Annotated in this window: 16 protein-coding genes and 2 pseudogenes; 8 read left to right on the forward strand and 10 right to left on the reverse strand. The window is 41.3% G+C overall.

What is annotated here, in order from left to right; genetic code table 11:
* The 6 genes from ligA to HMPREF0501_RS04425 all read left to right on the forward strand — a co-directional run bounded on the left by ligA (position 1) and on the right by HMPREF0501_RS04425 (position 7,500).
* Positions 1-2,025 carry an NAD-dependent DNA ligase LigA gene (gene ligA / locus HMPREF0501_RS04400; protein ID WP_006916653.1) on the forward strand — a complete coding sequence of 675 codons (2,025 nt, stop codon included), beginning with the start codon at positions 1-3 and terminating at the stop codon, positions 2,023-2,025.
* 4 nt (positions 2,026-2,029) lie between these two features.
* Positions 2,030-3,136, forward strand: coding sequence for a CamS family sex pheromone protein (locus HMPREF0501_RS04405; protein WP_006916654.1), 1,107 nt, complete (start codon positions 2,030-2,032; stop codon positions 3,134-3,136).
* A 132-nt stretch (positions 3,137-3,268) separates the two neighbouring features.
* Complete coding sequence (gatC, locus tag HMPREF0501_RS04410) at positions 3,269-3,580, forward strand: Asp-tRNA(Asn)/Glu-tRNA(Gln) amidotransferase subunit GatC (RefSeq protein ID WP_006916655.1); 312 nt, start codon at positions 3,269-3,271, stop codon at positions 3,578-3,580.
* Entirely contained in the window at positions 3,580-5,052 is a 1,473-nt protein-coding gene (gatA, locus tag HMPREF0501_RS04415) for an Asp-tRNA(Asn)/Glu-tRNA(Gln) amidotransferase subunit GatA (RefSeq protein ID WP_006916656.1), read from the forward strand. The genes gatC and gatA overlap by 1 nt, the downstream gene beginning before the upstream one ends.
* Before the next feature lies 1 nt (position 5,053).
* Positions 5,054-6,478: an Asp-tRNA(Asn)/Glu-tRNA(Gln) amidotransferase subunit GatB gene (gene gatB, locus HMPREF0501_RS04420; RefSeq protein ID WP_006916657.1), complete on the forward strand. Its 1,425-nt coding sequence runs from the start codon at positions 5,054-5,056 to the stop codon at positions 6,476-6,478.
* A 14-nt stretch (positions 6,479-6,492) separates the two neighbouring features.
* Positions 6,493-7,500: a diacylglycerol kinase gene (locus tag HMPREF0501_RS04425; protein WP_006916658.1), complete on the forward strand. Its 1,008-nt coding sequence runs from the start codon at positions 6,493-6,495 to the stop codon at positions 7,498-7,500.
* Between the two features lie 64 nt (positions 7,501-7,564).
* Here the strand turns inward: HMPREF0501_RS04425 and HMPREF0501_RS04430 are convergent, their stop codons facing one another.
* Both HMPREF0501_RS04430 and HMPREF0501_RS04435 read right to left on the reverse strand, forming a co-directional pair.
* Positions 7,565-8,206, reverse strand: a complete 642-nt coding sequence (locus tag HMPREF0501_RS04430; RefSeq protein ID WP_006916659.1) for an NAD(P)H-binding protein — start codon at positions 8,204-8,206, stop codon at positions 7,565-7,567.
* Positions 8,207-8,313: 107 nt separating this feature from the next.
* A pseudogene (locus HMPREF0501_RS04435) lies at positions 8,314-8,568 on the reverse strand (GlsB/YeaQ/YmgE family stress response membrane protein).
* Positions 8,569-8,866: 298 nt separating this feature from the next.
* Between HMPREF0501_RS04435 and rlmD the strand changes: the two are divergent.
* Positions 8,867-10,243, forward strand: coding sequence for a 23S rRNA (uracil(1939)-C(5))-methyltransferase RlmD (gene rlmD / locus HMPREF0501_RS04440; protein WP_006916661.1), 1,377 nt, complete (start codon positions 8,867-8,869; stop codon positions 10,241-10,243).
* Positions 10,244-10,749: 506 nt separating this feature from the next.
* Here rlmD and HMPREF0501_RS08725 read toward each other — a convergent pair.
* A pseudogene (locus tag HMPREF0501_RS08725) lies at positions 10,750-11,457 on the reverse strand (MFS transporter); the annotation flags it as partial.
* Between the two features lie 198 nt (positions 11,458-11,655).
* On the opposite strand from HMPREF0501_RS08725, the gene HMPREF0501_RS04450 reads away from it, so the two are divergent.
* Positions 11,656-12,882, forward strand: a complete 1,227-nt coding sequence (locus HMPREF0501_RS04450; RefSeq protein ID WP_006916663.1) for a DUF389 domain-containing protein — start codon at positions 11,656-11,658, stop codon at positions 12,880-12,882.
* A 496-nt stretch (positions 12,883-13,378) separates the two neighbouring features.
* On the opposite strand, the gene HMPREF0501_RS04455 is transcribed toward HMPREF0501_RS04450, so the two are convergent.
* The 7 genes from HMPREF0501_RS04455 to HMPREF0501_RS04485 all read right to left on the reverse strand — a co-directional run bounded on the left by HMPREF0501_RS04455 (position 13,379) and on the right by HMPREF0501_RS04485 (position 19,606).
* On the reverse strand, positions 13,379-14,956 hold the full coding sequence (locus tag HMPREF0501_RS04455) for a recombinase family protein (RefSeq protein ID WP_040455859.1): 1,578 nt from the start codon (positions 14,954-14,956) through the stop codon (positions 13,379-13,381).
* A complete protein-coding gene (locus tag HMPREF0501_RS04460; protein WP_006916665.1) occupies positions 14,949-16,610 on the reverse strand; it encodes a recombinase family protein in 1,662 nt (553 codons plus the stop codon). Before HMPREF0501_RS04460 ends, HMPREF0501_RS04455 begins: the two co-directional genes overlap by 8 nt.
* A gap of 35 nt (positions 16,611-16,645) precedes the next feature.
* Entirely contained in the window at positions 16,646-16,876 is a 231-nt protein-coding gene (locus tag HMPREF0501_RS04465) for an SHOCT domain-containing protein (RefSeq protein ID WP_006916666.1), read from the reverse strand.
* 476 nt (positions 16,877-17,352) lie between these two features.
* The gene (locus tag HMPREF0501_RS04470) at positions 17,353-17,763 is read right to left on the reverse strand and encodes a holin family protein (RefSeq protein ID WP_040455862.1); all 411 of its coding nucleotides are present in this window, start codon (positions 17,761-17,763) and stop codon (positions 17,353-17,355) included.
* A complete protein-coding gene (locus HMPREF0501_RS04475; RefSeq protein WP_006916668.1) occupies positions 17,750-18,133 on the reverse strand; it encodes a phage head closure protein in 384 nt (127 codons plus the stop codon). Before HMPREF0501_RS04475 ends, HMPREF0501_RS04470 begins: the two co-directional genes overlap by 14 nt.
* Positions 18,133-18,411, reverse strand: a complete 279-nt coding sequence (locus HMPREF0501_RS04480) for a head-tail connector protein (protein WP_003671991.1) — start codon at positions 18,409-18,411, stop codon at positions 18,133-18,135. The genes HMPREF0501_RS04475 and HMPREF0501_RS04480 overlap by 1 nt, the downstream gene beginning before the upstream one ends.
* A gap of 16 nt (positions 18,412-18,427) precedes the next feature.
* The gene (locus tag HMPREF0501_RS04485; RefSeq protein ID WP_006916669.1) at positions 18,428-19,606 is read right to left on the reverse strand and encodes a phage major capsid protein; all 1,179 of its coding nucleotides are present in this window, start codon (positions 19,604-19,606) and stop codon (positions 18,428-18,430) included.
* Positions 19,607-19,621: the final 15 nt, after the last annotated feature.

The following is a 19,621-nucleotide window of genomic DNA, read 5'->3' on the forward strand; positions in this document are numbered from 1 at the left end:
ATGGCTGAAGAACAAATAACTCTGGCTGAGGCCAAAAAAGAAATTGGTCCGCTTCGTCAGCAATTGATTCAGTGGGGAAAGGAATATTACGAGCAAGATAATCCAAGTGTTGAGGATTATGTTTATGATCGTCAGTATCAACGATTGGTTGAATTAGAAGCCCGCTTTCCGGAACTGGTCACCCCAGATTCCCCAACTCAGCGGGTCGGCGGCCAGACAGATACTCAATTAGCGAAGGTTACCCATGATATTCCAATGCTTTCAATGGGCGATGTTTTTTCTGTAGAAGAATTGCATGCCTTTAACGAACGGCAACAAAGTAATCTATTAGATACTGCACCAATTGAATACGACTTGGAACTAAAGATTGATGGTTTATCCCTTTCTTTGGTTTATGAAAATGGTCGGTTAATTCAAGCTTCGACCCGAGGAAATGGGGTAATTGGCGAAGATATTACGGCAAATGCTATGACGATTAAAGATATTCCACATCAACTCCCGGAACCACTTTCGTTAGAATTTCGTGGCGAGTGTTATATGCCAAAGGAGTCATTTGTCAAATTAAATGCTGAACGGGAAGCGAATGGCCAGCCGGTTTTTGCTAATCCACGGAATGCTGCCGCGGGTAGTCTTCGTCAATTAGATCCTCAAGTTACTGCTCGGCGAAATTTGGCAACGTTTATGTATTATGTCCCAGAATATGAAAAGCTAGGTGTGACGACCCAGGAAGAAGCGTTGCAACGAATGCGGGACTTAGGATTTAATGTGAATCCGCATAACCAGACCGTTCATAGTGAGAAGGAGCTAGCTGAGTATATTGGTGAATATACTGCGCAGCGGGATCAATTAGCATATGGTATTGATGGGATTGTGGAAAAAGTAAATGATTTGCATCTCCAGACTAAGCTTGGCAACACGGTGAAAGTACCACGGTGGGAAATTGCCTATAAGTTTCCTCCTGAGGAGCAAGCAACGGTTGTTCGTGAAATTGTGTGGACAGTTGGTCGTACTGGTAACGTGACGCCAACTGCAGTTATGGATCCAGTCCAATTGGCGGGGACGACAGTAAGCCGCGCGTCCTTGCACAATCCTGATTATTTACGTGAAAAGGATATTCGATTAGGCGATACGGTACTCTTGCATAAGGCCGGCGATATTATTCCAGAGATTTCCCGGGTAATAATTGAAAAGCGACCTGTCAATAGTGAAGAATACCAAATCCCAACACAATGTCCGGTTTGCGAATCTAAATTAGTCCACCTCGACGGTGAAGTGGCACTCCGTTGTGTAAATCCAATGTGTCCAGCACAAATTAAAGAAGGGTTAGCCCACTTTGCGTCACGGAATGCGATGAACATTGATGGTTTAGGCCCCAAAATTATTGAACAACTTTGGGATAAAAAATTAGTTCGTGATTTTGCCGACTTATATCGGCTAAATGAAGAGCAATTATTAACTTTAGATAAATTTGGTGAAAAATCGGCTACTAACCTATTGACATCAATTGATAATAGCCGTCATAATTCAGTCGAACGTTTATTGTTCGGCCTCGGAATCCGTCATGTTGGTGCTAAGGTGGCCCGGTTAATTGCAGAAAAGTTTGGTTCGCTAGATGCGGTAATGAAGGCGTCAGCAGAGGATATTGCTGCCGTGGATACGATTGGACCAACAATCGGGGATAGTGTTGCTACCTACTTTGCAAACACGCAGGTTCACCAGCTTATTCAAGAACTGAAGGATGTTCAAGTCAATATGGAATACACGGCTGCTTCGCATGTTGATCTTTCTAGTGAATGGAATGGTCAACGGGTTGTTTTAACCGGGAAATTAGCGATGTTTACACGTGGCGAAGCCAAAGAGTGGCTGGAAGAACATGGTGCACAAGTTACCGGAAGTGTTTCTAAAAAAACGAACCTGTTGATTGCAGGCGAAAAGGCCGGCAGTAAATTGCAAAAGGCTCAGGGGTTAGGAATTCCAATTTGGGATGAACAACGCTTTAGTCAAGCAATGAAGGAGGATAATTAAGCTCGTGAAAGTTAAAAAATTACTGATCACTGGGTCAGTATTGCTTGCAACGTTTATACTGGCTTCTTGTGGTAAAAGTTCTAGTAAGGGTAATTACACGACCACTGGTTCATCAAGCGGTACGTATCAAGGTGTAATTAAGGGTGGCCGTTACCGAACTAGCAAGGCCCGGGGAGTCAATACCAGTCAAAACAACAATCAATATAATTTGAAGAGTTTTGAAAATGGCCTTACAGAGGTTTCAAAACGGGTCTTCTCGACGAAAAACTATATTTTCCAAGAAGGCCAGTATTTAAGTTCAGATACGATTGAGAGCTGGCTTGGTCGGAAGTCTAGCAGTAATCCCAATGGTTTGAATCCTAAGCAAGGGAAAAAGAGTAACCCGAACCCTGAGTATATTCAGCAAATTGAAGAACAGGATTACATGACCGAAAGTGGTAATTCCTTAAAGCTCAAGGGAATGACGATCGGAATTGGAATCAATAGTGAATATCGCTACCAAAAGAAGACGGATGGCCCATACTACACTAAGAAGATCTCCGATTCTGAAGTTGAACAGCAGGGTAAAATTGCGGCGGCCAAGATTTTAAAGCGGCTCCGCCAGAGGAAAGCTCTAAAGAATATTCCAATTGTAATTGCTCTTTATAAACAAGCCCCTGATGATAGTTTAGTTGGTGGGACGTTCTTTGCTTACAGCAATAACAAGGGGAAGACAGTATCTAGTTGGACCAAGTTGAATTATCGGAACGCTGTTTTGCCAAAGGCTAGTGCAGAAACTAGTGAAAATTCTGGTAGTTCAACTGACAACGACAGTTTCTCCAACTTTAAGAGTCAAGTACAGAATTTCTTCCCGAACTTGAGTGGTGTTACTGCGCAGGCTCAGTATCACAATGGTAATTTGTCCGGGATGCACATCACTATTACTACGCAGTTCTACAGTCAATCGGAAATTACCAGCTTTACGCAATACATTACCCGGGCCGCTAAACGCTACTTGCCACATGGGATTCCTATCGATATTAAGATTCAATCAGATTCCGAAATGCAGGCTGTGGTTTACCGGAATTCCGGCTCTGATAATTTCCAATCACATGTCTTTAACTCATATTAATTTTTCACAAAGGCTGGAGAGCATTCCGGCCTTTTGATCGTAAAAAGCGCTTTGAAGAGCGGTAAAAGGCCCGGGCTTGTGATAAAATAGTTTCGTGTAATATTTTTGAAGGAATGGAAAGAGGTTAAGAGAATGGCTGAAAAAATCGATCGGCAAGAAGTAAAGCACGTCGCTGACCTCGCCAAATTATCATTTGATGATGCGGCATTAGATAAGATTACTCCGCAGTTGGAAGAAATTATCGATCTTTTTACTGACTTGCAAAAGGTTGATACGGACGGTGTTGAACCAATGTATACACCAACAACCGAACATAATGTAATGCGTGAAGACAAGGGAGTGCAGAGTGGTCAACGAGATGAACTGTTGGCAAATGCACCTGAAACGCATGATGGCTTAATTAAGGTTCCAGCAATTATTGACGAAAGTGAGGATGGCGAATAATGAATTTTAATGAAACCAACATTACGGATCTTCACAATCAATTAGTTAATGGTGAAGTGAGTGCCACAGAGTTAACTAAGGAATCTTTCAAGCAAATTAAAAACACCGAAGATGATGTTCAGGCATTTCTGACGTTGAATGAAGAGGCGGCACTGAAACAAGCGGCTGCTTTAGATCAATCTGGTATTCAGGATGATCAAATTCTGGCGGGAATTCCGTTTGCAACCAAGGATATGATCAGCACTAAAGGACTTCGCACAACTGCTGCTTCCAAGATTTTGAAGGACTTTAAGCCTATCTACAACGCTACAGTGATTGAAAATCTAAACCATGCTGGTTCCATCAACGTTGGTAAGACGAACCTTGATGAATTTGCGATGGGTTCTTCAACAGAAAACTCTGGTTTTAAGCCAACTAAGAATCCATGGGATCTGACGCGGGTTCCTGGGGGCTCTTCTGGTGGTTCCGCAGCTGCAGTGGCTGCAGGAGATGTTTTAGCCGCATTAGGGACCGATACTGGTGGATCAATTCGGCAACCAGCTTCCTTTAATGGCATTGTCGGAATGAAGCCAACTTATGGTCGGGTTTCTCGGTGGGGAGTCATTGCCTTTGCTTCTAGTTTTGATCAAGTTGGTTGGTTAACTAAGAATGTTAAAGACAATGCTCTTTTGATGGAAGCAATCAGTGGTGTTGACCATCATGATATGACCTCTGCTAACCGACCGGTACCACACTGGGCAGCTAATTTGGATCAAGCAAGCGTAAAGGGCTTAAAGATCGCCGTTCCCGAAGAATACGTGAGCGATGCAATTGATGAAGATGTGCGTGAAGTAGTTCAGGCAGCACTGAAACATTATGAATCATTAGGGGCCACGATTGATACCGTCTCATTGCCACATACGAAGTACGGTGTTTCTGCATATTACATTTTGGCTTCCTCTGAAGCATCCTCAAACTTGCAGCGGTATGATGGAATTCGTTATGGCTTCCGTGCCGATGATTTTAAGAATCTGGAAGATGTATATGTACGAACCCGGACTGAGGGATTTGGTGAAGAAGTTAAGCGGCGGATTATGTTGGGAACGTTCTCCCTTTCTGCTGGTTTTTACGATGCTTACTTCAATAAAGCAGCTAAAGTACGGCGTTTGATTGCGGATGACTTCAACAAGGTCTTTGAGGACTATGATGTCATTATGGGGGCAACGGATGCTTCGACTGCCTTTCCATTTGGCGATAAGATTACCGATCCTACGAAGATGTACATGAATGATGTGTTAACCATTCCTGTCAACATGGCGGGATTACCAGCAATGTCATTGCCAGCTGGTTTCTCCAAGAAGGATGGTATGCCTGTTGGGCTGCAAATTATCGGGAAACCATTTGATGAACAAACGATTTACGATGCAGCATACGCATTTGAACAAACCACTGATTTTCACAAAAAGAATGCTAAGTTAGGGGGTCAAGACTAAGATGAATTTTCAAACAACCATTGGTCTTGAAGTCCACGTTGAATTAAAGACTAACTCCAAAATTTATAGTCCTTCCCCAGTTCAATATGGGGTGGAACCAAACCTCAATACTAATGTGATTGACTGGGCCTATCCAGGAACCTTGCCAACCCTAAATAAAGGGGTTGTTAGAGATGGGATCATGGCAGGATTAGCATTGCACGCTAATATTACCAAGCACATGCACTTTGACCGGAAAAACTATTTCTATCCAGATAACCCAAAGGCTTACCAGGTTACTCAATCCGATACGCCGATTGCAACGGATGGTTGGGTTGAAATTGAAGTCAACGGCAAGAAAAAGAAGATCGGGATTGCCGAAATGCACATTGAAGAAGATGCCGGAAAGAACACGCACACTGGGCAATATTCTTATGTCGACTTAAATCGGCAGGGAACGCCATTGATTGAAATTGTTTCTAAGCCGGACATTGCTTCAGCAGATGAAGCAGTTGCTTATTTGGAAGCACTGCGTCAGCGAATTCAATTTACTGGGATCTCTGACGTGAAGATGGAAGAAGGGTCCATGCGGGTGGACACCAACATTTCTATCCGGCCATTTGGTTCTGATCAATTTGGTACTAAGACGGAAATGAAGAACATCAACTCCTTCAACTACGTTAAGAATGCGCTTGAATTTGAAGAGAAGCGGCACCAACAAGTTATCTTATCTGGTGGTACGATTGCCCAAGAAACCCGGCGGTATGATGAAGCCACTAAGGAAACCGTCTCAATGCGAAGCAAGGAAGGAAGCGAAGATTATCGCTACTTCCCTGAACCTGATATTCCACCATTGGACGTTTCCGATGAATGGATTAATGAGATTAAGGGTGAAATGCCAGAAATGCCAGGTGAACGGCGGAAACGTTACACTAATGATTTAGGGCTTTCTGACTATGACGCAATGGTCTTAACCCAAACTAAGGAAATGTCTGACTTCTTCGACGAAGCGGTTAAGGATGGGGCAGATCCAAAGCGGGTTGCTAACTACTTGATGAATGACGTTAATAGCTATCTGAACGATGAACAAGTGGATCTTCAAGATACGAAGTTAACACCAGCTAACTTAGCGGGAATGGTTAAGTTAATTACGGATGGTACGATTTCATCGAAGATGGCTAAGAAGGTCTTTAAGGGAATTATTGCTGGTGAAGAACCTGCTGCCTATGCCAAGGCGCATGGTTTGGTTCAATTATCTGATCCTAAGGAATTGCAACCAATCATTGATGATATTTTGGCAAATAACCAACAATCAATTGAAGACTTTAAGAATGGTAAGGATCGGGCAGTTGGCTACTTAGTCGGTCAAATTATGAAGCAGACCCGTGGTAAGGCAAACCCACAAGTGGTTAACCAACTGTTAATGAAGTCATTGAATGCACAATAATCAGGAGGTCAGCAATGCGGAAACGAGCACGGATTATTTATAACCCAGTCGCTGGTCGTGAAGCGATGCATGATGATCTGGCTGACATCCTGGCAATTTATGAACTGGCAGGGTATGAAACGAGTGCCTTTGCGACTACACCGGAACCAAATTCCGCCAAAAACGAAGCAGCGCGGGCGGCCCAAGAGGGCTTTGACCTAATCATTGCTGCGGGTGGTGACGGAACGTTGAATGAAGTAATCAATGGGATTGCCGGTTTAGATCAACGACCACGCCTAGCAATTATTCCTGCCGGAACCACGAATGACTATGCGCGGGCCCTGCACGTTCCACGAGAAGATCCAGTTGCCGCTGCTAAGCTAATTTTAAATCCCCAGAATCATTTTAAGATTGACTTGGGAAAAGCGGGCGATAACTACTTCATGAACATTGCGGCGGGTGGAACATTGACCGAATTAACTTACGATGTTTCCAGCCAAATGAAGTCTCTCTTCGGCTATCTAGCTTACTTTGCCAAAGGGGCTGAAATGCTACCCCAGGTAAAGCCGGTTAATATGAACATTAAATATGATGGTCATGAATTCGATGGGATGGCTTCGACGGTGTTCTTAGCGCTAACTAACTCAGTTGGTGGTTTTGAGCAAATCGTTCCAGACGCGGCCTTGGATGACGGAATGTTTTCCTTGATTATCGTGAAGGATAGCAATATGGTCGGCCTAATGCAATTGATGGCAAAGACCCTCAAGGGAACCCATATTGGTGATCCACGAGTAATTTATGTGAAGGCCAAGGATGTCGAAATTACACCGGTTGAACAAAATGAACGGTTGATGATTAACCTTGATGGTGAGTATGGTGGGGACGCACCAATGCACTTTCAAGCATTACGTCAGCACCTGGATATTGTTGCCGATGTTGATGCGATTCCTAATCAAGCCATTTCAACGTTGACGCCAGATATGAAAAAGGCGGAAGATGATTTTGTTCGCGGTGTCGATCAAATTAAACAGAACGATAAATAATTGATGGTAGTCAAAAAACGACTTCAGGAGATCCTGAAGTCGTTTTCTTATCTCGTGGAATCATTTAAATTTGCTGGATTGCTTCTGCAATTGGGGTGTCACCAGCCCGCATCATAATGACTTTTTTAATGGTGTTCGGTGCATTTAAGACATCAGCGAGGACTTGCGCCACGTCTGCAATAGAATTGGTGGTATCTTGACCTTCGCCAAACGTAACTTTACCAGTTGCGGGCGTTTCCGTGAGTAAAGCCGGTTGGATAATGGTGTAATCTAAGTCGGTACTGCTTACCAGATAATCATCCGCAAAGAATTTTGCGATGTTGTAATCGGTAATTGCGGCTAAGGCTGGATAATCTTGCCACTTTTCAGGTTGGAGCGCGTACATCGAACTCAGCATGATGTAGCGTTTGATGCCAACTTGATCAGCTGCCTGAATCGTTTTAACTGCACCCATGGCGTCCGTTTGCAGTAGATCTTGACCCCGTGATCCAGCCACAAAATAAATGGCATTAGCACCATTGAATTGCTTGGCAATTTCTGAAACATCACTGTGCAGGTCTAGTTTGAAGGCCGTAACATGGTCATTTTGCCAGACTTTCTCGGGATGACGAGCACCGGCGATGACGTCATGCCCTGCATTAACAAGATCTTTAATTAAGTCAGTTGCAACCCGGCCTGATCCGCCAACAACAAAAATTTTACTCATCAGATTGTCACCTCCAAAGATTGTATCTTTATTATAACTTACAATTAGTAAGTTTGAAAGTAAACCAAATAAAAAGGCTGGGGAGCACTTCCCAACCTGATCATTATTTAAGCAGGATCTTTCTTAACCCCGAAAATGAGCGAGACAATTAATACTAGGATGATGGCTCCCACTAATGACGGGATAATTGCCATACCAGCGAGGCTTGGTCCCCATGATCATAATAATGCTTGACCCAGGGAGGAGCCAACTAATCCTGCAATGATGTTAGCGATCCAGCCCATGGAGCCACCCCGTTTAGTAATTGCTCCCGCAACTAATCCGATTAAACCACCTACGATTAATACCCAAATCCAGTACATATTTTCACCTATGGTCTTTCTTTGCCATGAATCAAAAATGATGATTCATTGAGTGAATACGATATTGCAGGGTTTGACCATGATAACGAGTTCCTCAGAAATATGTGGTTATTTAGTATCTTAATCATACCTGAATGTTTTATAAAAAGATATATTTACGAAACCGTCTTATGAAAAACATAATATAAAATAACTTTTCCTTAAATCGGGGCGAAATGCTTTTTGAAAATGTCGGTATCTGCTACACGAGCTTTGTTATAATGAAAACATTACAAACGTTAATAATGGAGGAAGAACTGTGAAACGCCAAATTCCAGTACACAAAAATGAAGAATATTCAGCAACGATCACTGATTTAACTTACGAAGGCAATGGCTTAGTTAAAATTGATGACTTTCCCGTGTTTGTCCCAAACGCGCTTCCGGGAGAGCAAATTACGGTTCGGATTACGAAGGTTGCTAGTCATTTCGCGTGGGGACGGGTGATGGATTGGCAAACTAAAAGTGCGGATCGAGTTGATGTGCAAAATAAAAAATATATTCAGACGGGCATTGCGCCACTTGGCCATCTAAAGTATGAAGCACAACTAAAGTTTAAGCAGCATCAGATTCAAGAACTTTTAGCAAAGGCGCATTTAGATAATATCGAAGTGTTGCCAACTTTAGGGATGGAAAAGCCATACCATTATCGTAATAAGGCTCAGGTACCAGTAAAAATGATTCGTGGTCAGCTAGAAACGGGATTTTATAAGCGGGGTAGCCACACCCTTGTCCCAATTGAAGATTTCTATATTCAGGATCCTGCAATTGATCAGGCAATTGTGGTCGTTCGAGATCTGCTTCGGAAGTATCACGTGACGCCGTATAATGAACAAACTGGTAAGGGAATTATTCGGACAGTTATGGTGCGGCGTGGTTATTACAGTCATGAAGTGATGGTTGTTTTGGTTACTAATACTAAGCACTTACCGATGAAGCAACAGATTGTGGATGGCATCGTGGCTGGCGTCCCAGAAGTGAAAAGTATTGTGCAAAATATTAATGATCGCCGTACGAATCGATTGCTTGGCGATCAGGATGTGACGCTTTGGGGAGCGGACGAAATTCATGACCAATTATTAGGGATTGATTTTGCAATTTCGCCATTATCTTTCTACCAGGTTAATCCGCAACAGACGGAACGGTTGTATCAAGCAGCCATTGATAATGCAGAACTTGATGGTTCTCAGACCGTGATTGATGCTTATTGTGGAATTGGGACGATTTCTCTAGCAGTTGCTAAGCATGCCAAGCAGGTTTATGGGGTTGAAATTGTACCGGCCGCGATTGCAGATGCGAAGAAGAATGCGCAAAACAATGAGATTACGAATGCGGAGTTTGTTGTTGGCAAGGCAGAAGAGCAGTTTGCCAAGTGGCAAGCGGAAGGGTTGAAACCGGATGTTGTGATTGTGGATCCACCACGGAAGGGGCTCGCTGAATCATTAATTGAAGCCACTGGTAAGATGGCACCGAAAAAGGTAATTTATGTTAGCTGTAACCCGGCGACCTTGGTTCGTGATATTCAACGGTTTGCGGAACAGGGCTACCACGTCACGAAGCCAATTCAGCCAGTCGACCAGTTCCCACAGACGACGCATGTCGAGAGTGTTACTGTCCTTGAACGTACAGAAAAATAGCCGATAAACCGCGCTCTGACGGTATTTATAGATGATTGAAAGTGTACTTTTTTCCTTCTGAACTATTGGAAATAGTACACTTCTTCTATTTGAAGCTGGCGGGTCGAGTGTTCTATGTCCTATTTCGATAGTCGAGTAGACGATTGTCCAGTTTGGCAGGTCGTGTCGATTAGGGTAGTGGAAGTAGAGGTGAGCCTTGATATGGTAGCGTTTGTGGTATGTACGAATCGGTCAGTTTTGTACTAAGGATTGAGTTAACAAAAATAATATTGAATTTATGCTAATTCGGTTAGAATATCGAAAATTCGCAGGAGAGTTGTATACTCGACGTATATGACAAAAATTATTCTTTTTAAATACATATAGAATAAACATGATGATTACGAACGAAGGTGCTTTCATGAAAAATAAAATAAGTGATAAGAATATGTTTCAGAATTTTGAGGTAAAGGCCTACTGGTTTCTTAATGACAATCAAAATTCCGGCTCTTCCGGTTTTTTAAAATGGCCTTTAAGAATTTCGATGGAAGTCCCCATTTTTTACCAATATGTTTTTGAATTAATTTCTGGGCCTTTTTATGTTTACCTTGACTAGCCAACCAACTTGGCGAGGCTGGTAGTTTAGCAACCGAACGAAAAACAGCAGTCACTAAGCCTAAAATGGCTGATGAATCTAAAATAATTTACCAATTGCGGCTACCAAAGCCATGAATTGTTATTCCGGCTATGTAAGAAAAGATAAAACCAATAGTCCAATAGATTATCAATTGGCTCTGTTTTTTTCCACTTTCATTGAGTGGCAGCCACTCTACTAACAATGAATTACCAACAGTGTAATCAATAGCAATCATTAATCCAATAAAGAAGCAGATAAGAAATAAAGCCAATTGATTTATTGTTAGCAGCTGAAGAAGGGAGAAAAGAGAAAATACATACATATCAATCATAAGCATTTTTCGCCGACCAATACGGTCTGCAATTCTACCTATAATGGTACTCCCCATCAATCCCAGTAAACTACCAGCTCCAATTAGGCCAACCCAAAAGTCATTAATATGGATATAATTTTGGGCTTCGCTGAGGGCGGTTCCACTAATACCTAATGCATATCCACACGCCATCTGTCCAAGGATAATAGCTAATAGTACCTTTAAGTGAACCTTCTTTATTGGTGCCCTTTTATAATTCTTTTTGGAATAGTTTTGATTAATTATCGTAATCTTTATCTTCTCCTTTCTTCGATCAACTTAATAAAACGCAATGGGCAAAAAATAAGTACCATATGTTAAAATTTCCAGATAGTTGGCTATACATAACTAACAAGTCTTAATACATCTCGCTATTTTTTAATGGCGGGACCTTATTATCAGTTAGTCAATAAGTAATTAAAATTACAAGGAGGCAGGACCATTATGTTAACTAATACTTTTATCAAAAAGCTTACGAATGACAGTAAACTAAATATTGAGAATCTTGTAATCCTAACATGTGCAATATTCATTGCTAGTATTGGATTGAACATGAACTCAACAGCAACGATTATCGGGGCAATGTTGATTTCACCACTTATGTCTCCTTTATTAGCTATTGGTACTGGACTGGCTATTTACGACATAAAATTAATTAAAAACGGTAGTACGACAATCCTCGTAGAAATCATTATTAGTCTTTTAGCTTCAACCAGTTATTTCTTTTTTTCACCGCTTTCTTATGCAAGTAAAGAAATTATCGCTCGAACTAGCCCAACTATTTGGGACGTAATGATTGCATTCTTCGGAGGAGTAGCAGGAATTATTGGTGCTAGCAAAAAAGAAGCTACTAACATTGTACCAGGCGTTGCTATCGCTACGGCATTAATGCCTCCGCTTTGTACAGTCGGCTATGGAATTGCTTCGCATAATTTAACATTCTTTCTAGGTGCCTCTTATCTCTTTTTAATTAATGCAGTATTTATCATTTTAACTGCATTTTTAGGAGTTAAGGCTATGCGGTATTTAAGCCATGCTAATAATTATTCTACTAGCTTTTTTCGTTTGCCTACTAGAAAAGAGTTTTTCTTTATAATCGCCATATTATCATTGACTATTCCAAGTATATTTTCTGCAAAACAAATGGTACAACAATCAATTATTGAAAATAATGTCCATAAATTAGTTGCGTCCGAATTTGCTGATTCACTAGTTATTAAAGAAGATATTGATAACCAAAATAAAACTATTAACCTGACAATCTCTGGCTCCAAAGAAAATTCTCAAAAAATTAAACGTATCAAAAAAAGATTAACCAATTATAACCTTAAAGACTATTCATTAAATGTTATCCAGGTAGCGCAGCTTAATGTAGCAACTGAGAGGCAGCTAAATAATCAGGTAACAAGTATCATTAACCGACAAAGACAAACAGAAGATGAGAAGAATAAAAGGCGTTTAATCAAGCAAAATAAACAAAACAAGAAAATTGCTAAGTTATCACATAATATTAATTCTGTCACTTCAGTTAGTGACACTAACAACAATCATTCCATCATTGTGGAACTTCACAAGAAAATAAATTGTGAACAGAAGGAGCAATTGACGATAAAAATAAAAAAGAACTTTCCTCATATTGATAAAATTGAATATGTATTAGAGGATTCCTAAAAAAGCCACTATTAACAAAGATTATTGCTTAATATCTGTCATAAAGCGTAATGAAACACAAAATAGTAATCCAATTACTATGTCGATCTCTTTGTGATTTCTAAAGACTTACTTCGCTTCGACGGAGGGTTCCCTACAGGCTAGCTTCGTGTCGAAAAACGAACTAGCAAGCTAGTTCTGTCTCCTTTTTCAGTCTGTGATATTTAACTCGAAAGCGATTCGATGCGGATCTGTTTTATAATCATATCGAAAATTCGCAGGAGAGTTGTATACTCGACGTATATGACAAAAATATTCGGCTTTATGGTTAGAATCTTTATTTTACAAAAATTAGGGATAACCATTGATAAACCAAAGATACTTAATAAATTTAAGAATGTTTTAACTACTCATTACTATTAAGTAACACGAACTTACTGTAAATTAGGTTTAATAAAGATCAGAATGTTTAAAATAGCACCCAGCCAAAATAGCTGAGTGCCGTACACCATAAATTTCACATATTAACTCTAATTACTTCACCATCTTTGAACGTGAATTCCATGTAGCGTTGGAAGATGGTGATTTTTTCTACTAAGCGACGAACCAATTGTTCATCAAAGTCAACTAAGCCATACTTGTGCAATTCGACTAATTTGTTGATTTCATCAAGGTTGTGTAGTTTGGCTTGTTGATCAGTTTCACGACTTTGGACTTTTTCTTTTTGCTTCCGCAGGTCCATGATTTGCTGGGTTAGTGCGTCGCAGTCTTGATGCTGGTTAGCAGCTTGAATTAATTTCATCTGCACTTCTTCTAGTTGCTTATCGAGCTGGTCAAGTGTTGGTCCTTTGGAGCTTTTGATGACTTTCATGATGTTAGCTTTGATTTGTTTGCTGGCCAGCTCATGCCCTTCAATGAGCTGGTTGAAAGCTTCAACGGTAGCTTCCTTGAGAAGGGGCTCTTTAACATTTCGGATCATGCAGCGGCGACCAGTCCTGCTTCTTCTTATTCGGCTGGCACAACGCCACACAGCCACTTTTTCTGGCCGATACCACATGTTTCGCTGCAAAATATCACCGCATTTGCCACAGAATATTTTTTGAGAGAAGCAGTATTTGCCGTTAAGTCGCCGATGCTTACCGTTTTTAGTGGTGATTCCGTTACGTCGTTGTTTGATGATCTGCTGCACTTGCATGAAAACAGACTTGGGAATAATCGCCGGGTGATCATTTTCCACGTAGTATTGTGGCATGATACCTTCATTCTTCACTCGTTTTTTATTAAGAAAATCAACGGTGTAAGTCTTTTGTAAAAGGGCATCACCCATATATTTCTCGTTTTTAAGTATTTTAGCCACGCCGCTAGAGCGCCAATTTTTTGTTTTGCCACCGGTCAAGATACCATCAGCTTTGAGCGAATCGGCGATTTGTTTCATCGTCATTCCGTTTAGGTAGCTATAGAAGATCCGTTTAATGACCTTGGCTTCCTCTGGTTCAATTACTAGATTTCCCTGATCATCTTTAGTGTAACCGAGGAAGTGATTATGATTGACAAACACTTTACCTTGTTGGTAACGGTATTGAATCCCCATTTTAACGTTTTGCGATAAGGACTCACTTTCTTGTTGGGCGAGGGAAGCCATGATGGTAATTAAAACTTCACCCTGGGCATCCATGGTGTTGATGTTTTCTTTTTCAAAGAAGATCGCAACATTGATGGCCTTTAAGTCCCGAATGTACTTCAGACAATCAATGGTATTCCGGGATAACCGGCTGATGGACTTGGTGACAATGAGGTCGATCTTGCCAGCTTTACAGGCGGCGATCATTTTATTAAATTGTTCCCGTTTCTTGGTGTTGGTTCCGGAGATTCCATCATCAGCATAGATACCTGCAAATTCCCAGGTTGGTTCCTTTTGAATTAGCTCTTTGTAGTGAGCTACCTGAGTTTCGTAGGAGCTAGCCTGCTCATCATAGTCGGTCGAAACCCGGCAATAAGCAGCTACCCGGAGCTTTTCAAAAGGTTGTGAACTACGTTGATGATGGACGCTGTTTCCTTTTGGCTGATGGGCAGGAATAATGCGTACTTTACCCAATTAAATCACCTTCACTTTCGATAATGCTGTACAAATATTCGGCTTGCTTGATTGGATCGTTATAACGTTGTTTGATGATACTACGAAAGAAGTGTTCATCGATGGTGGCAGCTTTGTTTAGCTTTTCAGGTAACGCTAATCCGCATTTCAAGATGAAGGTTGCTTTGTTTGAACTGTTAACCACAATCTGTTGGACGAACTCTTGAAATATACCTTCATCAAATTCAGTAAGCTGTTTCCCTTGCTGGCACCAATTCAACAAGGTACGAACATCTTCAAAATTATTTGCTGAATCGGTATTCTTACCATTGAGCTGTTTAATCTTTTCCTGACATTGGTAAGTGTCTTGCTCGAGCTTAGTGGTTTGATTGATATAGATGGCTCGGTCGAGTAACCCAGTTTGCATCAATTGGGTTAATGTTTCAGCCTTATGGTCGTTGGACTTGATTTGCTTATTTAAAGAAATGAGTTGACCATCGCTGTTGGCATTAGCTTCTTCTTTCAGGGCTTCTAACAATGGCTGTAATAAGAACTTCCGACTGTGAACCAGTTTATTCATCATATTACAGAAGGCTGCTTCCAAACCTGCTTCAGACACTGCTTTAGTTGGGCATTGTTTAGCAGACCTTAAATGTTTTTGACAGGCCCAGTAAATTTTATGGGGACGTGTTTGCCGCTTAAAAGTAGTCCCACAATTACCGCAGATGATTTTTCCAGAAAAAAGGTAATGGTGTTGGTATTTATGGCTACCAGTTTCGATATGGCGTTTTTGGGCTGCTTCTTTAAGCAAGACTTGAGCCCGGTTAAAAGTTTCGTGGTTAACCAAACTAGGGTGATGCTCTTCAATTAAGTATTGGGGGAGTTCACCTTGGTTAAAATGACGGTGATATTGATCATCACGGTAAGTTTTCTGACAGAGCATATCACCGGTGTAATTGATATTTCGTAAGATATTAATAATGGTGTTACTACGCCATTGGCCACTACGCTTTGTTGGTATGTGTTTATGATTCAATCCTTTAGCAATTTGACTAGCTGACATCCCGCTTAAAAATTGTTGAAAAATTTCTCGCACAACCCCGGCTTCCACTGAATCGATAACTAAGTTGCCATCCTCAATTGAATATCCATAGGGAGCAGATGATACTCGAAACTCACCACTAGCGAAACGTTGTCTGATTGACCAGCGTAAATTTCCTGCAGTCGAATGAGATTCATCCTGAGCAATACTGCTGAGAATTGATAGAAATAATTCGCTGGCCATTGCTCCAGTATTGATGTGTTCCTTTTCAAAGATAATTGGAATGTTCAACTGCTGCAGTTCTCGAACTATTTGTAAACAGTCGGTTGTATTCCGTGATAAGTGGCTGATCGACTTGGTAATTACGAGGTCAATTCGGTGATTATGACAATCAGCTAGTAATTCTTTTAAGGCATCACGCTTCGTCAATTTGGTACCCGAGATTCCTTCATCGTAATAGATCTTAGCTAACTGCCAGTTTGGTTGATTGCTAATGTATTTTTGATAGTGTTCACGCTGATTCTCAAGACTTTCAAGTTGTTCAACGTGGTCAGTTGAAACTCGACAATAGGCCGCTACACGGAGTTGCTTGGCATCACGATGGTAGCTTTGAATTTTAGTAATGGTCGACATGACAATCCTCCTTTCGTCAGTGTGGTATGTTAGCTCTAGAACCTTGATGTATCAATATTTCCAGGTCCTAATAATGGTAGAAATGATTGTTTATTTAGAGTATCTATTTCATTAAATTCAGTAGTCGAAATTAGTCCCTTGTTGAGTAGACTTTGAATAATTTGTTTTGATTGTTGATAATGCAAATCATTCATTAATTGCTCTGAGCTAATATTCTTACTTGTTATTAGTGGTTGATGGGTTACTGGTTGTACTTTCTTCACCATGTTTAATTACCTCCACTGATAAGCCAGCGGAGGTCGAAAAGTAAACCATGGTAAAAGAAAAAAGCTGACAGAAAACTGCCAGCTAAAAAGTTGAAAAAACAGGATAGATCAGCTATCATAATAAAAGAAAAGAGAGCAACGAGCTGCATCTCGTTACCCTCAAGCGTGATCAGGAATGATCGAGGATGAAGCTAACCGTTATGGTTGGCTTTTTTTATTATCGCGTAGGCTTTGGCGCAGTCAATGATCAACTGGCCGACTGCCACGATAACTATGGCGGCAGTAATGCCGAGTCCTCGATTCTTTCCAAATTAACATAGTCATCACCTCGCGTTATCAGGAATAGTTGAGGGGTGATGCGACCATGTCCTTATCACTAAGCCTTCCATGTTGGGAGCGACCCACCATTTCAGACCTGATGATATTTTACCATAGAAACAACAAAAAGCCTGCAGACCGCAGTCCACAGGTAAAAGTTAGTTATTATCGTCCTTATCGTGCAATTGTTGGAGAACACTTTTCAATTTATCAGGTACGGGTAGCCCCAGACGGCTTATATTTTCTAATAGAGAAATGCCCTCATTAGAGATATAGAAGAAAATCGTAGCAGTACGGATCGCTGAACCATTCTTTAATAGGTAAATATCAAGGCAATGTGCAATACCGACCAATAATAGAATTAACACTTTGCGCGTAAGCCCACGAAAGCCAATTTCACTGGAGAGTTTATGTTCGTTAATGGCACAAAGCACTCCGGTGATATAGTCCACTACCATGAAAATGAGTAGAACATATAGAAAACCATCCAGTCCGCCTAAGAACCAGCCGAGGAAAGCCCCAATTGCACCAAAGCATGAATTAATTACTGTTAAACTAGTTGTCTTCATTCGGATCATCAACTCCTCTCGAATATTCAGCCTTAATTTCCAGATACTCATGGTTGTACTTAACGTCATCAATAAAGCCAATATTGTAGCCACGACCTTCAAACCAAATGTTGGTTTCTTCGTCAATATCATCACGGTATCGGATGATGAATGACAGTTGTTTTTCCAATTTCACCGTGACCGCTGTGTAGTATTCCTGACCGTGTAGGGCAGAAACTTTTGCCCACACATCGCCTAAGCGAACATCCTTGTACATCGACATTCCGGTATTAGGATTTTCGCCGACATATTTCTTTTTCATCAGCGTAATGCGGCGATCTAGTTCACCAATATCAGCAATCTTACTGACCCGTTTATTTTGCTGTTGCATTAAAATTCCTCCTTCCGGTAAGGGGACAAGATGGCCCGAAGAAACTTGATCATGGCATCAAAATCAGCCGTTTCCCGATATTCGTAAAGGTAAGCTACGGTATAGAGAATCGCGGTATGAATATCATCAGGGAGAGGATCAAATGCTGATAGAGGCTGACGAAGGACATTTTCGACGGTAGCAGTCGCCGATCCAATCAACTTTGTGATGAGGTCATCTTCAACAGTGTTATCAACTCTTAGGTAGGCTTTTGCTTCGGCCAAAGTAATAGCAGCCACATTTCATCAGTCCTTTCTACTTAGCAGCCATGGCAAGAGTTTTAATGGCTTCTGGGAGGATGACTTTGCCATCTACTCGTTGCGAGCCCAAGAAACCGACTTGACCAGTTACAGCATAAAGTTCATTAAGTCGTTTAAAGGTTCGACCTTGACGATCAGCAATCCAATAGTAATTGAAATCACCAAAGAGCACTGGTTTATTAGATGCGGCCATGGATGGCATGAACGGACTAGTATAAACTGGGCAATTGAGGATTCGATCTGGTTGGCCAGCTTGAACAGAAGGCTGCCAGATATATTGACCATTGTTATCCTTCATTTTGCGAATGGTTTTCACGGTATCATCATTCATTAAGAAAACAGCATTTTGACGGTATGGTGCTCTTAAGGAATAGAAAAGTTCGATCAAATCATCAAAAGTCAATGTATCGGCCTTAGCAGCTGTGGATCCCGCAGACGCACCATTAGTGTCGGTTAAGATACCAGTTGGTTGGCCAGTGCCGGTACTCGTTAGGAAGGCTTGTTCTTCAGCATTACCAAGTCGACGACCAAATTCATCAGATAAATAGGACATCAAGTCGAAGGCGGAGTCATTCAGTAGTTCTTCCGATACCTTGATCAGAGTCCCCAATTTGTGAGCACTGAGGGATACTTGACTAAATTGAGTATTAGATTCTGTGTAGGCTGCTTCTTCCTCGAGCCAAGCAGCTGTTCCTTCGCTCGCGACAACCGGAATCTTATGTTCACCGCTATTTGTTTGAATGACATGGCTGATGGTTCGCAGGACGTTGGCTTCTTTAAGCTTTTGAATCAGTTGATTTTCAAACTCATTTGGCACTAGGAAGCCACCATCTGGATCCGTACCTTCTTTTAGTGCATCAACGACCGCATGACCACGCATCATTTGCCAAAAGTTCTGCGCATAAGCATCCTGACCCTTTGGTAATTCTCCAGCAGTCGGGGTATTAGTAAGGGCTTTAGTTGTGGGCTGATTGAGTTCTACTTCAATTTGGGCTTGCTTATGGAGCCGATCGATTTCCTTACCCAAGTTGACGACGTCTTGTTCCATCTTTTCGTAGGTAGCGTTGTCCTCAGCAGAAAGTACATCAGCTTCTTTTTGTTTAGTGTCCAGGAAATACTTTGCTTGCTTCCAAATACGGGCACGCTTTTCTTGTAATTCAGTAATCTTGTTCATTGATAAGTTCCTCCT

The sequence above is a fragment of the Limosilactobacillus coleohominis 101-4-CHN genome (genome assembly GCF_000161935.1).
GTDB classification, from domain to species: Bacteria; Bacillota; Bacilli; order Lactobacillales; family Lactobacillaceae; genus Limosilactobacillus; species Limosilactobacillus coleohominis_A.

Excerpts from the sequence above, each read along its gene's own strand:
- ligA (WP_006916653.1), top strand. The coding sequence starts at position 1 with ATGGCTGAAGAACAAATAACTCTGGCTGAGGCCAAAAAAGAAATTGGT.
- gatC (WP_006916655.1), top strand. The coding sequence starts at position 3,269 with ATGGCTGAAAAAATCGATCGGCAAGAAGTAAAGCACGTCGCTGACCTC.
- gatA (WP_006916656.1), top strand. The coding sequence starts at position 3,580 with ATGAATTTTAATGAAACCAACATTACGGATCTTCACAATCAATTAGTT.
- gatB (WP_006916657.1), top strand. The coding sequence starts at position 5,054 with ATGAATTTTCAAACAACCATTGGTCTTGAAGTCCACGTTGAATTAAAG.
- HMPREF0501_RS04425 (WP_006916658.1), top strand. The coding sequence starts at position 6,493 with ATGCGGAAACGAGCACGGATTATTTATAACCCAGTCGCTGGTCGTGAA.
- HMPREF0501_RS04430 (WP_006916659.1), bottom strand. The coding sequence starts at position 8,206 with ATGAGTAAAATTTTTGTTGTTGGCGGATCAGGCCGGGTTGCAACTGAC.
- HMPREF0501_RS04450 (WP_006916663.1), top strand. The coding sequence starts at position 11,656 with ATGTTAACTAATACTTTTATCAAAAAGCTTACGAATGACAGTAAACTA.
- HMPREF0501_RS04460 (WP_006916665.1), bottom strand. The coding sequence starts at position 16,610 with ATGTCGACCATTACTAAAATTCAAAGCTACCATCGTGATGCCAAGCAA.
- HMPREF0501_RS04465 (WP_006916666.1), bottom strand. The coding sequence starts at position 16,876 with ATGGTGAAGAAAGTACAACCAGTAACCCATCAACCACTAATAACAAGT.
- HMPREF0501_RS04470 (WP_040455862.1), bottom strand. The coding sequence starts at position 17,763 with ATGAAGACAACTAGTTTAACAGTAATTAATTCATGCTTTGGTGCAATT.
- HMPREF0501_RS04475 (WP_006916668.1), bottom strand. The coding sequence starts at position 18,133 with ATGCAACAGCAAAATAAACGGGTCAGTAAGATTGCTGATATTGGTGAA.
- HMPREF0501_RS04485 (WP_006916669.1), bottom strand. The coding sequence starts at position 19,606 with ATGAACAAGATTACTGAATTACAAGAAAAGCGTGCCCGTATTTGGAAG.